This window comes from Mesorhizobium sp. WSM4830 (assembly GCF_055811495.1).
The window spans coordinates 57,587-71,647 of record NZ_JBVVQI010000004.1 but is presented as its reverse complement, the minus strand read 5'-3'; the positions used below and the strand labels follow the sequence as shown (position 1 = coordinate 71,647).

Sequence of the window (14,061 nt, the reverse complement as noted above, 5' to 3'; positions counted from 1 at the left end):
TGTTCCGAAAAAAGCCGTAGTGCACCCGGTGCGATGTCTATGGTTCTCGGATTCGCCGCGCTGGTCGAAAGGAACATTTTCCCGGCCGCCCCGTTCCACTCCCGGCTGGGGCCCCGTCCCGGCCCGATAGGTGCTGTAAAATGGAACGGCCATGCGGTTTGCAGCGGTGCTGAACAAGGACGGGGGCACCCTGCGCACCATCGATCTTCAGGCCTTCGCCAGTCGGATGCGCGGCACGCTTGAGACTGCCGGCCACTCGATCGATATCGAAATCGTCGCCGGCAAGGATATCGTCGCCACGCTGGACGGCGTAGCTTCCAGGCGCGGCATCGATGTCGTGCTGGCTGGCGGCGGCGATGGCACCATTTCGGCCGCGGCAGCCCGTTTGATGAATGGGGAGAAGGCGCTGGCAATTCTGCCGGCTGGTACAATGAACCTTTTTGCGCGCGGCCTCGGTATTCCGCAGACGCTCGATGCGGCACTGAAATCGTTTGCCGACGGCGAGGTGATGGCGATTGACATTGCAACCGCCAACGGCCGGCCTTTCGTGCATCAATTCTCGATCGGCATGCACGCAAGGATGGTGCAACTGCGCCAGAAGATGGAATTCGGCTCGCGGCTGGGGAAGATGCGTGCCTCGGTGCGAGCCGCTTGGGCAACGATCAACAACCCGCCGGCGATGAACGTAACGCTGACGATCGGCGAGGCCGAGATCAGAACCCGGATCACCGGTATCGGCATCACCAACAATCTGTTCGGCGAGGGCCACCTGCCCTATGCCGATGATCCGGCAGGCGGCGTGCTAGGCATCTATGTCACCGTGGCACGGCGGCGCGGCGAATTGATCAGGTTCCTCTTTGACGTCGCCCGTGGGAAATGGCGCGGCAACGAGCATGTCGAAATCCATCAGGCAAACCGCGCCGTTTTGAAAATCCATTCGACGAACAGGAAAATTCAGGCCGTCATGGACGGCGAACTGGTAAAGCTCGATCGCGAGACGACCGTCGAAATCCATCCGCGCGCGTTGAATGTTCTCGTCCCGGCGCGCGCCGCCGAGGCAAAGGTTGCCTGACGTGGGATGTGGGTTGCGTGATGCGAGCTGGCACGGGCGATGGAGAGAACCTAGCCGCTGGGCGTGTTGCCCTGTTCGGTCTTCGGCGTCTCGATCATCCAGCCGTAGATTTCGGCGACGCCCCAGGCGATAAAAGCCAGCAACAGCGCGGCGATCAGGATACGAAGGACATGCCGACCCCGCCCCCCTTGACGGGCTTTGTTTTCAGGAATGGTTTTTGGCATTGTCTGGCTCCATATTTGGCGCCGGCAGGCATAACTAGCGGGGCGTTGGCTGGTAACGGCCCCCCGCCGCGAAAGTTCCGGCTCTGCAAGGCGGCAAACCGGCCGGTTGGCCTGACCAATCAGCGGAGCCGGCCACCGGGGGCATAGTGGACGACAATAGCCAGAAAACGCCGGGCCTGCCGGCCGATATTCGCCGTGTGGTGGGCGCCGCGGACCGCCTTGCCGTGCTGCACGGCCTCGACGCGCTGGACAGGGCTGCCGACCCCGATTTCGATCGTATCGGCGGTCTTGCCGCTTCGGCGATGCAAACGCCTGTCGCACTGATCACGCTGGTCGATGCCGAGCGGCAGTGGTTCAAGTCCTGTATCGGCCTCGACGAGACCGAAACCGCAACCGAGACATCGTTCTGCGCCTATACCATCGCAGCCGGCAACGTGCCGATGGTGGTGGCCGACGCGGCTGCGGATCCGCGGTTCAAAGCCAATCCGCTGGTCACTGGCGAGCATCATATCCGCTTTTACGCAGGCGTGCCGATCGTAATCGACGGCGCGCTGATCGGCACGCTGTGCGTGCTCGACCGGAAGCCGCACGCATGTCCCTCCTCTGTCCAGCTCGACCAGCTGTCGGCGCTGGCTGGCCTCGCCGCCAGCCTGTTCACGCTGAAGGATGCAACACGTAGCGCGGCGATAGCCAAGGCCGCACTGGTTCGAGAGGAAAAGCGGCGCGCTATCGCGCTCGACGCGGCTTCGCTTGCCAGCTGGGCATGGGATATCCGCAGCGACATGATCGACTGCGATGTCCTGCTGTCTGAATTGTTCAACCTGCCGAAGTCGAACCGGCTGAGGGCGCGCGACATCCTGACCGCCATCGACCCGCGCGACGTTCACCAGACCGAAACACGCTTTCGCGACGCGCTGACCGGCAGCGACGACTATTTTGGCGAATACCGTGTCAAAGGCCTCGATCCGCCGCGATGGATCGCAACGCGCGGCCGCGTCATAGAGCGCGACGGCGAGGGCAAGCCGACGCTGATCTTCGGCGTCAACTACGACATTACCGAACGCAAGCTTGGCGACGAACGTCAAAGGCTGTTGCTGCGCGAGCTCAATCACCGCGTCAAGAACACGTTGGCAACCGTACAGGCGCTGGCGACACAGACCGTTCGCCATGCCCGCCAGCCAAGCGAATTCCTCGAAGCCTTCGGCGCCAGGCTGCAGGCACTGGGCGTTGCGCACAGCCTGCTGTCGGACCGCGAGTGGCGCGGCATCGGCATCCGCGAGCTGGTGCAGATCGAGGTAAAGCCGTTCCAAGCCGCCGGACAATCGCGGATGGCGATCTCCGGCGCCGATGTCCTGCTCTCACCCGACCAGGCAGTCGGGCTCGGACTGATCCTGCATGAACTGGCAAGCAACGCACTGCAATACGGGTCGCTCTCGGTTTCCTCCGGAAAGGTCGATCTCGATTGGAAGGTACAAGGCAGGAAGGGTGCACGGCGTCTGTTGCTGGCCTGGCGCGAAAGCGGCGGCCCGCGGGTTGCGCCGCCCGAACGCCATGGCTTCGGCTCGATCCTGATCCGCCGCAGCCTGGCCAAGGTCATTTCCAGCGAGGTGACCCACGAATTCCGGCCGGACGGCGTGGTCGCCGAAATATCGATTCCGCTCGAAGATTTGTGACGCCAGCATTTTGCGACCGGGCGCCAGAATCGTTTGCCCCGAACTATTCCTCCGAACTATCCCGTTTGCCGGTATCCGGATCATCGGAGCCGCGGTTCACGTTCTCGCGGTAGATGGCGTAGGCTGCGAGTGCTATCGCCGGGCCGAGAATGGCGCCCAACCCGCCCTTCGCCAGGCCACCTTTGCCCTTGAGCAGCGCCGGCAGCACGGCGAGTGCCGCAGTGATGCCGATAGCCTTCATATCGGCGTTGCGTCGCTTCGCCCGGCGCCTGGCGCGCGAGCCGGCCGATATTCGGTAAACGAGCAGGATGAGACCGGCGATTGCCAGAAAGCCGATCCCGAAGCTCAGGGAAGCTGCCATCGGCCCATAGCGGGCCGCCGCCCAGATATAGGCCGCACCGACGAGAAAGCCGAGGCCGCACAGCGCCGCGAGCGCTGCGACCGAATAGACAATCGCAGCGACGCGCGCGCGTTGCACCGCTGCAATGGTTTCGCCCGAGGCGAGGCCCGAGATCAGCGATGCAAGCATTCCCATGCGTGCAGAACTAGCGGCGCGCGAGAAGCGCGAAGAGGAATCCGACGCCTGCGGCGATCGCCAGTGAAGTCACCGGCTTTTCCCGCATATGGGCTATCATCTGCGCCTCGATGTCCCTGGCGTTGCTGCGCAGGCTGTCGAAGGCCGCCTCGCCCTGGGTTCGCAACTGCTCGACGCTTTCGGCGGCGGCTCGCCTTGCAGCTCCATAGCCATGTTCGCCCGTTTTGGCCAACAGCTTGGTAAGTTGTTCGATGTCGGCCTTCAGTTGTGCGATGTCGGCCTCAATATCGGAATTCGTGCGGGCTTCGTTCGCGGCCTTTCCTGTGGCAGTCGCCATTGCTTCACTCTCCATGCTTTTTGCTCGGTCGAAACGCCCGACAGACCCCAAGGTTCCGGCACGAACCTCTTCTAACCCTATCTCCGGCAGCGCGGGTTGCAAATGCCTTGCATGGGCCGAGGCCAACGCATCCGCGCCAGCGCGTTTTTTTTAAATGACAGCATGCCAAATAACCATCATGACTTCCCCGTTTCACGATAGAGACGCGTTTGAGGAGATATTGCTGCGTGCGCCCATCGCTTGACGGTTTGCGGATTCTTATCCTGGAAGATGAGTTCCTGATTGCCATGGATATCGAGCAGCTTTGCCGCGACTACGGCGCGCTCGATGTGGTCATCGCCCGTGATCTGACCGAGATCGAACAGCAAGACGTCGCCGCGCAGTTCGATGTGGCCATCGTCGACCTCATGCTGAGCGGCGTTTCGACGCTCCAATTTGCTTCGCGGCTGCGTGAAGCGGGCATCCCGTTCGTCTTCGCTTCGGGCTATTCGGATACCGACGAGATCAAGAAAGCTTTTCCCGGCGTCAGGCTGGTCACCAAGCCCTATTCGGGAGACGATCTCGTCGAGGCAGTGGTAACGGCCTGCAGGCGCACGCCGCTTCGCTGAGGCGCGGAGCGGTTCGAACACGCCCGCGCTTCACGCAGCCGTCGATCCCGTTACCTGAGCCGAAATTGCGTCCGGGCCATACTCGTCTTCACCGGAGATCTTCAGGATTTCCTGCAGCCGTGTGCGAGCGCGGCTGACGCGGCTCTTGATCGTTCCGACGGCGCAGCCGCAGATCTCAGCCGCTTCCTCGTAGGAGAAGCCCGACGCCCCGATGAGGATAATGGCTTCGCGCTGGTCTTCGGGCAGCAACTCGAGCGCGCCGCGAAAGTCCTCGAGGTCGAGCTGGCCGTGCTGGGCCGGATGAACGGCAAGCCTGGCCGTCATGACGCCATCGCTGTCCTGCACCTCGCGGCCACGCTTGCGCATCTGCGAATAGAATTCGTTGCGCAAGATCGTGAACAGCCATGCCTTCAGATTGGTGCCGGGCTGGAAGCTTTCATGCTTGTCCCATGCCTTGACCAATGTTTCCTGCACCAGGTCGTCCGCCTTGTCGGCGTTTTGCGTCAGCGACACGGCAAAAGCCCGCAGGCTCGGGATCGAGCCGAGCAAGTCGGTCTTGAAGCCCTGGGAGACGGCCGCCATGCCTCAGTCCTTCTTTTGTACAGGTTCGGCCTTTTCCAACTGACTGAGCAGTTGGGCGAAGCGATCCGGCACATTGTCGGAGACCAGCTCGTCGTAGTATTGTTTGAGTTTGCGGCCGATTTCTGAGTTCGGCCCAAGCGGGTCGCGGGAAGCAGCCCGGCGCCCGTTGCCAACGCCACCCGTGGTAGCTTTCGTCATGTTCTTCATTTCGCCCTTTTGTCCCAGCCTTAAGCCGCCCTTCAACACATAACGCAAGGCAAGCGGCAGCCTCGTCTGGTTGCCCAACCCCGCCCTAAACGCCAGCCCGCATACTTAGTTCCGCATGACCGGAACTTTTTCGCACAACCCGCGTTTCTAAGTTTGGGCTTGCGAAACCGTTTTTAGCTGTAACATGCAATCACGTCATATGAGGGAGACGTCCGATATGAGCCTATCAGCAACCATCGCTCCGCACCTGCCGTTCCTGCGCCGCTTCTCGCGCGCGGTATCCGGATCGCAGGAGAGCGGCGACGCGCTGGTCGCCGCAATGCTCGAGGCCATCATTGCCGATGTCGACATCTTTCCGAACGCGTCGACCGACCGCATCGCTCTCTACAAGGTCTTTGCCAAGCTCTTCACCTCAGTGGCCATTCGCGTTCCGCAGGAGCATGCCCAGTCGGCATGGGAACAGCGCGCCGCGGCCAATCTGAATGCAATTGCGCCTCGTCCCCGCCAAGCCTTTCTGCTGGTCGCGGTCGAAGGCTTCAGCGAAGACGAGGCGGCGGAGATTCTCGACGTCGACGAACAGGAATTCTCCGAACTCCTCGCGCAGGCGAGCAACGAGATCTCCCGTCAGGTGGCAACCGACGTGCTGATCATCGAGGATGAGCCGCTGATCGCCATGGATATCGAAGAAATGGTCGAAAGCCTCGGCCACCGCGTCGTCGGAACGGCGCGCACCCATGCCGAGGCGGTGGCGATGTTCGGCAAGGCGAGGCCAAAGATGGTGCTTGCCGATATTCAGCTCGCCGACGGCAGTTCGGGCATCGCGGCCGTCAATGAGATCCTGTCGTCGACCTCGGTGCCGGTGATCTTCATCACCGCCTTTCCCGAGCGCCTGCTCACCGGCGAGCGGCCGGAACCGGCTTTCCTCGTCACCAAGCCGTTCAATCCGGACATGGTCAAGGCGCTTATCAGTCAGGCCCTGTTCTTTGACCGGCACGCGAAAGCCGCGGCATGAAACAGCCGGCGGCCGAGCTGCGGCCGCCGGGATAGCCGCTCCCTCGGATCAGATGGGCGTGATGCCGGCTCAACTCACTGGCAACCAACTGGAGCAATCAACTGGACCTTTTTCACACACCGCGGCAATTCGGGCCCTGAAGATTTTCGGCATCGTCTTTTTCGGAAAATGGTGGAACAAACGGAGGCGAATCACGTTTTCACCGCAGCATTGGAAGGAGATCGATCATGCTTTACTGGGCGCTCGTATTTCTCGTCGTGGCGATTATCGCCGGTGCGCTTGGTTTCGGCGGCATCGCTGGTACCTCGGCCGGCATAGCACAGATATTGTTCTTCATCTTTCTCGCCTTCCTGATCATATCGCTTATTGCCGGCCTGATCAGACGAGCGTGAATGCCAAGTGGCCATTCGAGCGAACACTGGAAGCCGCACCCCTCAAACGGTTTCCAGCCACCGCCGGGCAGTGTCCTCCAACGGGATGCCGCTCGGCGGACCGCTTTTTAAGGCTTGATACGAAGCTCCTCCTTTTGGAACCCATTTTTCCGCGAGCCGTTCAGCCCGACATGGGTTGAGCAAATTGACCGATGCGTTCCAGAGTCGGAAAAATGAAAGACCGCGGCCAGAGTGATGAGATCATCGCTTTGCATCCCGCCGAAAGCGGGATGCAGCTTGGCCGAGCCCTTCTCCATGCACTGCACAATGCCGGAATTTCCGTCCTGTACCAGGATCGCGAGATGAAGACGGTGTGGGCGCGCAACATGCGCGCCCCATGGACTTCCGATGCCTCTGACAACAACGGCATCTTGCCGCCGGCGCAGGCCGAGCGTATCGGCGCCGCCAAGCACGACGTCATCGTCTCCGGCAATCCTCAACATCTCGAACTCAGCGTGCCGGCCGATGACGGCGCCCGCTGGTTTCAGGTGTGGATAGACGCCGACCGCAGCGAGACCGGCGCGGTGCAGGGCGTCGTGACCACCATGGTCGAGACAACCGAGCAGAAACGCCGGGAGCAGACGTTGAAGGCGCTGCTGCGCGAAGTCAGTCATCGCTCCAAGAACCTTTTGGCCATCATCCAGAGCATCGCCACCCAGACGGGCCGCTATTCCGGCAGCATTGACGATTTCCTGACGCGTTTCCGGGGCCGATTGCAGTCGCTGGCCTCCTCGCAGGACCTGGTTACGTCATCCAATTGGCGGGGAGCGGCGCTGCGCGAGCTGGTTTCCGGTCAGGTCGGCAGGTACGGCGCGGACCCTTTGCACAGCCTGCGTTTCCGCGGCGCAAATCCATATCTCAACCCCAATGCCGCCTTGCACATCGGCTTGGCCATGCATGAGCTCGCCGTCAATTCGGTCAGCTATGGCGCACTGTCGCGCAGCGACGGGTTCGTCGAGGTGACAGCCGATCTGACGGCAGCTTCCGCTGGCGAGCCTGCGCTGTCGCTGACATGGGCCGAAGTGATCGGAGCCAACGACAATCAGCGCAGCGAGAAACGTTTTGGCAGCGTCGCGCTCGAACGCGTCGTGCCCACTTCATTGAATGGAACGGCGACACTCGAAATCACCGGGAACCGCCTCGAATACCGCCTTGTCGTTCCTCACGGCAATTTCGAGACCGATTGAACGAACGGCGGTCGGCGCGAGAAGGCTGCTGCGCATCGCCAACCTTAACCGACTGTTCACCATAAAGTCCGATCCTGTCCGAACGTGCCGATCCGCCGGAGATCGATTGAGTTTGGCACAATATGAAAGGAATGGGCCTTGACGGCTGCCGAGTTGAACAGACTGGAACAAGCCGCTCGCGTCTCGATGGGCGGTTTTCAGGATCCCGACGCGTCCGCAGCGCCCGCGCCTCGTGCTTCGCCCCTCCGCTTTGCCGCCGTCGCGCTTATGGCCGCGATCGTCCTGACCGCCGCGTCCCAGCTGATCTGATCGAGCTCGCCTCTGCTTGATCGGCTTGAAACGATGCGTCCTTGGAGATTTCCGAGTTCGTGGTAGCATCGAACGGCGCACGCCCCGAAAAAGACTATCTTAATCAACAATGAAATCGTGCGGGCGAAGGCCGTACTTTCATGCTAAATGGCGGCTGGAGCTTATTAAAGTGAGGACAAAAGTGAGGATGACTCCATGCGGAAGATGATTATTGCCATGGTTGCCGTGGTTGCGGTCAGCGGCTGCACCACCACGGAAGAGAACGTGGGTATCGGCACTGTGGGCGGCGCACTCATTGGTGGCGCTGTTGGCGGCGGCAAGGGCGCTTTGATCGGCGCTGGCGCTGGTGCGATTGGCGGTCTGCTCGTTCGCCGTCTGCAAAATGGCTACTGCCAGTACAGAGATCGTCACGGCCGGATCTACACAGCTCGCTGCAACTAGTTTCGAACTCCAGGCCAACAACGAACGCGGAGACGGGCCACCTGTCTCCGCGTTTGCCTTTTAAAGCGCTGCTGCGACGCGGCCCACGAGACGGCGTTTCAGGCCGGCAGCGGAACCTTGATTTCCACGTTCAAGCCATCTTCGCGAAAATCGCGCCTGATTGTGCCACGCAATTCGCGTGTGACGTTGAGATCGATCAGTCTGGTGCCAAAACCGCTCTTTGCCGGTGTCTCGAGCTTCTTCTGACCGGCCTCGCGCCAGTTGAGAGCCAATGTCCGGGCGCCGCCGCGGCCTTCGAGCGACCAGTCGACCTTCAGCGCACCGACTGAATTGCCGGCCTCGCCGTGCTTCAGCGCATTCGTCGCCAGTTCATGAAAGACGAGGCCGAGTGCCTGCGTCGTCTTTTCGTCAAGAAGAACCTCCGGTCCTGACAGCAGCCCTTCAGGAAGCTCGCTGCCGAACACCTGGCCAAGCTCGATGCGCAGCAGGTCGCCGAGATCGGCTTTCTGCCAGCGTGAGCGCGTCAACATATCCTGGGAAGCCGCCATCGCCTGCAGCCGGGCCGAGAAAGAAGCCGAGAATTCCTGGACGTCGGTGGTGTGCGATGCTGTCTGGCGCGCGATTGCCAGCACCCGCGTGATCGAGTTCTTGATGCGATGCTTCATCTCTTGCAGCATCAGGTCTTTTTCCAGCAGGCTCTTTTCGGTCGTTTCATGAAGCAGCGAGACCGCCTCATAAGCTCGCTCCTGATAGCGGGCCACCAGCGCGATGGCGCCCGCAAGCAGCAGTCCGAACAATCCGAGCATCACCGGGATGGCGCGCGAGGAAGGTTGCGAGAAGGCACTTGTCGGCCTGAACAGGACGACCCACGGCCGGCCGGCGACGGTGATCTTGCGGGTGACCAGCAGCCTGTCGCCGAGGCTCGAAACAGGCGGCGTTTCCGACTGGAACAGCAGGTTGTCGCCGTCCACCGTGCCGTCATAGATCTCGGTGTTGACCGGCAGCAATGGTGCCCGGCTGAGCGCAGCCTGGAACAGGTCACGGGCGCGGAAGGCCGCATAAAGAAAGCCGGCAGTCGAGGATCTCGACGCGTTCACGGCGTCCGGCGCGGTTTCGACATTGAGCCGGACGAAGACGAGGAACCCGGTGAAGGTCTGCGCGGCACCCGTATCCTTGCCGAGCTGCACGAGCCCGCTGGCGTGCTGCTGGTCGTCGGCCATCGCCTTTTCGATCGCCTCGCGCTGCGCCGGCCCGGTGAACATGTCGTAGCCGATGCTGGATTTGTTGGAGGGATCCAGCGGTTCGAACAGCACGATGGGCGTACGCCACGGCAAGTTCGTGTCGGGATAGATCGGATGGCTTGCGCCGTGATCGTGCAGGACATCGCGCTCGACCGCCGCCTCGTTTCCCGTCTTCGCCAGACGGAGGAAGCCGATGCCGCGCAGGCCGGCGAAATTATTGTCGATGTCGAGCGCTTTGAAGAAAGCCTTGAACTCGCCCTGCGAGATACCGCCATTGCGCGCGTCGAACAGCGCCCCGGTTGAGCGCAGCAGCGACAGGTCCAGGTCGATGCGGCTTTCAATCCGGTTAAGCGCGTCGTCGGCCGTCGCCTCGAATTTTATGCGGGCCGCCTCCTGGGTGGCAAAATAGGCAAAACCCGCCATCGTCAGGCTGATCAGCGCGACGGCGATGAAAGCAACGGTCGGAAAAAGCTTCTTCAATTGCGGATACGTCCCGTGGACGGTTCGGCATCTTTATGGGCAAGTCCCGACGCCAACACAATGGCGAGGCCAAAGCATGGTGACGGCTGGCATATTTTGGCGACTTGTGATTAGCCGGCTAATTCTCGTTTCATGCGGCGATCTTCAGGGCGCCCGGCCCCGGAATGGCGCCGGGTGGGCACTTGCCGAGGATAATCATGCCGAGCACTTCGTCCTGGGTGACGTCGGTTGTGCGTGCCGTGCCGACAACCCGACCGTTCTTCATGACGCAGACACGGTCGGCAAGCTCGAACACGTCGTGAATATCATGGCTGATCAGGAAGATGCCGATGCCGTCGGACTTGAGCTGCCTGACCAGTTCGCCGACCTGCGCCGTCTCTTGCGGCCCGAGTGCCGCCGTCGGCTCGTCCATGATCAGGATGCGGGCGTTGAACAGGATGGCGCGGGCGATCGCAACCGACTGCCGCTGGCCGCCTGAAAGCTTTACCACCGGCTCCTTGAAGCGTTGGAAACGCGGATTGAGCCTGCCCATCACCTTGCGCGCCTCGGCCTCCATGGCGACGTCGTCGAGCGTACCCCAGCCAGTCATCAGCTCGCGGCCGAGAAACAGGTTGGCGGCCGCATCGACATTGTCGGCCAGCGCCAGCGTCTGGTAGATCGTCTCGATACCGTACTTCTTGGCGTCGCGGGGATTGGAGATCGAAGCCTCCTCGCCGTTGACGAAAATCTGGCCCGCATCGCGCTTGTAGGCGCCGGACAGGATTTTTATCAACGTCGATTTGCCGGCACCGTTGTGTCCGAGCAAAGCCATCACCTCGCCCGGGAAAAGGTCGACAGAGGCATCGTCGACGGCGCGAATGCCGCCGAAGGCGATCGAGATGTTGCGCATGTCGATCAGCGGCGTGCCCGTGGGGGCGGTCCTGTCTGCCATGCTCGTTCTCCTCACTAGACCCGTTTGCGATAGACTGTATCGAGCCACACCGCGACCACCAGCACGGCGCCGACAACGATGCTCTGAAGCGGCGAATCGATGCCGAGCAGGACCATGCCGGATTGCAGCGACTGCATCAAAAGCGCGCCGAGCATGGCGCCAAGCACTGTGCCGGAGCCGCCGGCGAGCGACGTGCCGCCGATCACCGCCGCCGCGATGACCAGGAGTTCGTCCAGGGTCCCCAGCGCATTGGTCGACGCATTGAGGCGGGCCGATGCGATTGCCGCACTTATCGCGGCCAGCACGCCCATGATCATGAACACCTTCATGGTCACCCAGCGCGTGTTGATGCCGGCAAGTTCCGCCGCTTCCGGGTTGCCGCCAATGGCAAAGACATAGCGGCCGAAACGGGTGCGTTTGGTGATGAAGGTCATGACGATGCCGACCGCGACAGCGATCAGCACCGGTATGGCGATGCCATGGGCGATGAACAGCCCGCCTTCGGGGAGGGTGATGCCGTTCCGCTGGGCGTACTGGCGAACGATGCCGATCGGCCAGGGATAGGAATTGGCGATCCAGACAGCGCCAAGGATGGCGGCACAGGCGACAACACCGAGCAGGGTCTCCGCCCAGACGGGGCGCAGCGGAAATTTGAACCGCTTGCGCTGCGACCGGCCGTTGAGCAGCATGAAGGCGACGCCCACACAGGCGAGAATGCCGACGATCCAGCTTGCGGTTGCGCCGATCGAGCCACGCGGCCCGCCGCCCATGAGCTGGAAGGTGGCGTCGAGCGGCGCGACGGTGCGCCCGCTCGTCATCAACCATGCCATGCCGCGCCAGACCAGCAGGCCGCCCAGCGTCACGATGAAGGCTGGAACCTCGAGATAGGCGATGATAAAGCCCTGGAACGCGCCGATCAGGAGGCCGAGCGCCACGCCGGCAGCCAGCGCGATGATCCATATCCAGGGATTTCCAAGCTGGAATCCCATGACGCGGATGAGGAATTCGGCCTGCGCCACGCCCATCACCATGCCGATCACGCCTTCGACGGAGCCGACCGAAAGATCGATGTTGCGCATCACGATGACCAGCACCATGCCCGTCGCCATGATCGCGACCGAGGAGGTCTGCACCGACAAGTTCCAGAGATTGCGCGGCGTGAGGAAAAGCCCACCCGAGAGTATGTGGATCCCGACCCAGATGACTAGCAGCGCGCCGACCATGCCGAGCATGCGCGTGTCGAGTTCGGTTGCCTTGAGAAATCGGGCAACGATGCCGAGCTCGGATTCACGCGCCCGGTCTGCCGTGCCGTCGACCGGCGTGTTCGAAGTTGTGTCGGTCATCTTGTTTCTCCCGCCGGGTTGCCGTCTGCCGCGGATGCCGGAAGCAGCCTAGAAGTTATCCGCCGGAAGCGGAAAAACAACTCTTCTTGAAAAAACGCCGCGGCGAGCGGCCGCGGCGTTCGGACGTCTCGGAAACGTCGGCTCAGTTGCAGACTGCAACAGTGCCCGCCGCCACGCCGGCGCAGACCTCTTCTTTCTTGATCCAGCCGGCGTCGATGACGACGTTGAGGTTATCCTTGGTGATGGCGACCGGGGTCAGGAACAGCGACTTGACGGTATTGCCGCCGGGCGTGGTGAAATCCTTCACGCCGGCAATGTCGGTCATCTGCTTGCCGTCGGCCAGTTGCGAGGCGATCTCGGCGGCGTTCTTGCCGAGCTCGCGCGCGTCCTTCCACACCGACACGGTCTGTGTGCCGAGCGCGATGCGGTTCAGCGCGGCGTGGTCGCCGTCCTGGCCCGAGACCGGAACAGATCCGGCCAGCCCTTGTGCCGTCAGTGCGGCGACGACGCCGCCGGCAGTGCCGTCATTGGCCGCGACCACTGCATCGACCTTGTTGTCGTTCGCGGTCAGGAACTGTTCCATGTTCTTCTGGGCGTTGGCCGGGAGCCAGCCGTCGGTATAGGCCTCGCCGACATTCTTGATCTTGCCGCTGTCTATTGCGTCCTTCAACACTTCCATCGAACCGGCAAACAGGAAATCGGCATTCGGATCGGCACCCGAGCCCTTGATGAAGACGTAGTTGCCTTCCGGCTTCACCTTGAAGACTTCGCGGGCCTGCATGCGGCCGACTTCCTTGTTGTCAAAGGTCAGGTAAAAGACGTCCTTGTTCTCGATCAGCCGGTCGTAGCCGACAACCGGAATACCTTCGTCCAGCGCCTTTTGCACGGCTGGCCCGATGGCTGAAGCGTCCTGGGCCAGGATGATCAGTGCGTTGGCGCCCTGCGAGATCAGGCTCTCGACGTCGGTGAGCTGCTTGCCGGGGTTGGACTGCGCGTCGGCGGAAATATACTTGTCGCCTGCGGCCTCGATGGCCGCCTTCATTGCGGCCTCGTCGGTCTTCCAGCGCTCTTCCTGGAAGTTCGACCAGGAGACGCCGATGACCTTGTCTTTAGCCTGCGCCACCGACGCCAGCGCCAGCGTCATGGCGACACCCGCCAGAATGGCGGTCGTGAATTTCTTCATCATATCCTCCCTGCGCCGCGTACGGCGTGACCAATTGGCTCAAAGACCAGCTTAGAAGCTCTAATTTTTTCGAGCCTCGAAAAAATACTGGCCCGATCTCCGGCTGCTGTCAACATCGATTCTGATGGATTTTGATGACTCTGCGAGTTTTTTCGAGCGTCGGAATAAACGATGACAGCGCCACCGGCATCTGACACTATTTGCCTGCATCCGACACTATTTGTCGGACATTACCGACGGCTTCCGGTTCATGAGCGGCCGCGGC

The 14,061-nt window shown here is 61.8% G+C and carries 17 protein-coding genes; 8 read left to right on the top strand and 9 right to left on the bottom strand.

Annotated features, from left to right (window positions below; genetic code table 11):
- The first annotated feature begins 151 nt into the window (after positions 1–151).
- The gene (locus tag AC0L2Y_RS07360; RefSeq protein WP_473554928.1) at positions 152–1,072 is read left to right on the top strand and encodes a diacylglycerol/lipid kinase family protein; all 921 of its coding nucleotides are present in this window, start codon (positions 152–154) and stop codon (positions 1,070–1,072) included.
- A 50-nt stretch (positions 1,073–1,122) separates the two neighbouring features.
- On the opposite strand, the gene AC0L2Y_RS07355 is transcribed toward AC0L2Y_RS07360, so the two are convergent.
- The gene (locus AC0L2Y_RS07355; RefSeq protein ID WP_352666371.1) at positions 1,123–1,296 is read right to left on the bottom strand and encodes a hypothetical protein; all 174 of its coding nucleotides are present in this window, start codon (positions 1,294–1,296) and stop codon (positions 1,123–1,125) included.
- A 146-nt stretch (positions 1,297–1,442) separates the two neighbouring features.
- On the opposite strand from AC0L2Y_RS07355, the gene AC0L2Y_RS07350 reads away from it, so the two are divergent.
- On the top strand, positions 1,443–2,969 hold the full coding sequence (locus AC0L2Y_RS07350) for a sensor histidine kinase (protein ID WP_473554925.1): 1,527 nt from the start codon (positions 1,443–1,445) through the stop codon (positions 2,967–2,969).
- Positions 2,970–3,012: 43 nt separating this feature from the next.
- On the opposite strand, the gene AC0L2Y_RS07345 is transcribed toward AC0L2Y_RS07350, so the two are convergent.
- On the bottom strand, positions 3,013–3,504 hold the full coding sequence (locus AC0L2Y_RS07345) for a hypothetical protein (protein ID WP_473554923.1): 492 nt from the start codon (positions 3,502–3,504) through the stop codon (positions 3,013–3,015).
- Between the two features lie 10 nt (positions 3,505–3,514).
- On the bottom strand, positions 3,515–3,841 hold the full coding sequence (locus AC0L2Y_RS07340) for an ElaB/YgaM/YqjD family protein (protein WP_352489447.1): 327 nt from the start codon (positions 3,839–3,841) through the stop codon (positions 3,515–3,517).
- Between the two features lie 287 nt (positions 3,842–4,128).
- Between AC0L2Y_RS07340 and AC0L2Y_RS07335 the strand changes: the two genes are divergently transcribed.
- Positions 4,129–4,449, top strand: a complete 321-nt coding sequence (locus AC0L2Y_RS07335) for a response regulator (RefSeq protein WP_473555318.1) — start codon at positions 4,129–4,131, stop codon at positions 4,447–4,449.
- A gap of 30 nt (positions 4,450–4,479) precedes the next feature.
- On the opposite strand, the gene AC0L2Y_RS07330 is transcribed toward AC0L2Y_RS07335, so the two are convergent.
- Entirely contained in the window at positions 4,480–5,031 is a 552-nt protein-coding gene (locus AC0L2Y_RS07330) for a sigma-70 family RNA polymerase sigma factor (protein WP_023678544.1), read from the bottom strand.
- Positions 5,032–5,034: 3 nt separating this feature from the next.
- A complete protein-coding gene (locus AC0L2Y_RS07325; protein ID WP_473555316.1) occupies positions 5,035–5,238 on the bottom strand; it encodes a NepR family anti-sigma factor in 204 nt (67 codons plus the stop codon).
- Positions 5,239–5,455: 217 nt separating this feature from the next.
- Here AC0L2Y_RS07325 and AC0L2Y_RS07320 point away from each other — a divergent pair, with 217 nt between their 5' ends.
- The 5 genes from AC0L2Y_RS07320 to AC0L2Y_RS07300 all read left to right on the top strand — a co-directional run bounded on the left by AC0L2Y_RS07320 (position 5,456) and on the right by AC0L2Y_RS07300 (position 8,618).
- Entirely contained in the window at positions 5,456–6,250 is a 795-nt protein-coding gene (locus tag AC0L2Y_RS07320; RefSeq protein ID WP_352489349.1) for a response regulator, read from the top strand.
- Positions 6,251–6,477: 227 nt separating this feature from the next.
- Positions 6,478–6,642, top strand: coding sequence for a DUF1328 domain-containing protein (locus tag AC0L2Y_RS07315; RefSeq protein ID WP_023678541.1), 165 nt, complete (start codon positions 6,478–6,480; stop codon positions 6,640–6,642).
- Between the two features lie 191 nt (positions 6,643–6,833).
- Positions 6,834–7,868: a sensor histidine kinase gene (locus AC0L2Y_RS07310; RefSeq protein ID WP_352451150.1), complete on the top strand. Its 1,035-nt coding sequence runs from the start codon at positions 6,834–6,836 to the stop codon at positions 7,866–7,868.
- Between the two features lie 138 nt (positions 7,869–8,006).
- Positions 8,007–8,177, top strand: coding sequence for a hypothetical protein (locus tag AC0L2Y_RS07305; protein ID WP_473554921.1), 171 nt, complete (start codon positions 8,007–8,009; stop codon positions 8,175–8,177).
- 195 nt (positions 8,178–8,372) lie between these two features.
- Positions 8,373–8,618, top strand: a complete 246-nt coding sequence (locus AC0L2Y_RS07300; RefSeq protein WP_006328050.1) for a YMGG-like glycine zipper-containing protein — start codon at positions 8,373–8,375, stop codon at positions 8,616–8,618.
- Between the two features lie 98 nt (positions 8,619–8,716).
- Here AC0L2Y_RS07300 and AC0L2Y_RS07295 read toward each other — a convergent pair whose 3' ends face one another.
- The 4 genes from AC0L2Y_RS07295 to xylF form a co-directional block, all read right to left on the bottom strand.
- On the bottom strand, positions 8,717–10,339 hold the full coding sequence (locus AC0L2Y_RS07295; protein WP_473554918.1) for a CHASE domain-containing protein: 1,623 nt from the start codon (positions 10,337–10,339) through the stop codon (positions 8,717–8,719).
- 130 nt (positions 10,340–10,469) lie between these two features.
- Positions 10,470–11,270, bottom strand: coding sequence for an ATP-binding cassette domain-containing protein (locus tag AC0L2Y_RS07290; RefSeq protein WP_352564573.1), 801 nt, complete (start codon positions 11,268–11,270; stop codon positions 10,470–10,472).
- A 14-nt stretch (positions 11,271–11,284) separates the two neighbouring features.
- Positions 11,285–12,613, bottom strand: a complete 1,329-nt coding sequence (locus AC0L2Y_RS07285; protein WP_352489344.1) for a sugar ABC transporter permease — start codon at positions 12,611–12,613, stop codon at positions 11,285–11,287.
- Between the two features lie 142 nt (positions 12,614–12,755).
- On the bottom strand, positions 12,756–13,796 hold the full coding sequence (xylF, locus tag AC0L2Y_RS07280; RefSeq protein WP_292655550.1) for a D-xylose ABC transporter substrate-binding protein: 1,041 nt from the start codon (positions 13,794–13,796) through the stop codon (positions 12,756–12,758).
- Positions 13,797–14,061: the final 265 nt, after the last annotated feature.

Excerpts from the sequence above, each read along its gene's own strand:
- AC0L2Y_RS07300 (WP_006328050.1), top strand. The coding sequence starts at position 8,373 with ATGCGGAAGATGATTATTGCCATGGTTGCCGTGGTTGCGGTCAGCGGC.
- AC0L2Y_RS07330 (WP_023678544.1), bottom strand. The coding sequence starts at position 5,031 with ATGGCGGCCGTCTCCCAGGGCTTCAAGACCGACTTGCTCGGCTCGATC.
- AC0L2Y_RS07290 (WP_352564573.1), bottom strand. The coding sequence starts at position 11,270 with ATGGCAGACAGGACCGCCCCCACGGGCACGCCGCTGATCGACATGCGC.
- AC0L2Y_RS07320 (WP_352489349.1), top strand. The coding sequence starts at position 5,456 with ATGAGCCTATCAGCAACCATCGCTCCGCACCTGCCGTTCCTGCGCCGC.
- AC0L2Y_RS07335 (WP_473555318.1), top strand. The coding sequence starts at position 4,129 with ATGGATATCGAGCAGCTTTGCCGCGACTACGGCGCGCTCGATGTGGTC.
- AC0L2Y_RS07345 (WP_473554923.1), bottom strand. The coding sequence starts at position 3,504 with ATGGGAATGCTTGCATCGCTGATCTCGGGCCTCGCCTCGGGCGAAACC.
- AC0L2Y_RS07360 (WP_473554928.1), top strand. The coding sequence starts at position 152 with ATGCGGTTTGCAGCGGTGCTGAACAAGGACGGGGGCACCCTGCGCACC.
- AC0L2Y_RS07310 (WP_352451150.1), top strand. The coding sequence starts at position 6,834 with ATGCGTTCCAGAGTCGGAAAAATGAAAGACCGCGGCCAGAGTGATGAG.
- AC0L2Y_RS07340 (WP_352489447.1), bottom strand. The coding sequence starts at position 3,841 with ATGGCGACTGCCACAGGAAAGGCCGCGAACGAAGCCCGCACGAATTCC.
- AC0L2Y_RS07355 (WP_352666371.1), bottom strand. The coding sequence starts at position 1,296 with ATGCCAAAAACCATTCCTGAAAACAAAGCCCGTCAAGGGGGGCGGGGT.
- AC0L2Y_RS07315 (WP_023678541.1), top strand. The coding sequence starts at position 6,478 with ATGCTTTACTGGGCGCTCGTATTTCTCGTCGTGGCGATTATCGCCGGT.
- AC0L2Y_RS07285 (WP_352489344.1), bottom strand. The coding sequence starts at position 12,613 with ATGACCGACACAACTTCGAACACGCCGGTCGACGGCACGGCAGACCGG.
- xylF (WP_292655550.1), bottom strand. The coding sequence starts at position 13,796 with ATGAAGAAATTCACGACCGCCATTCTGGCGGGTGTCGCCATGACGCTG.
- AC0L2Y_RS07325 (WP_473555316.1), bottom strand. The coding sequence starts at position 5,238 with ATGAAGAACATGACGAAAGCTACCACGGGTGGCGTTGGCAACGGGCGC.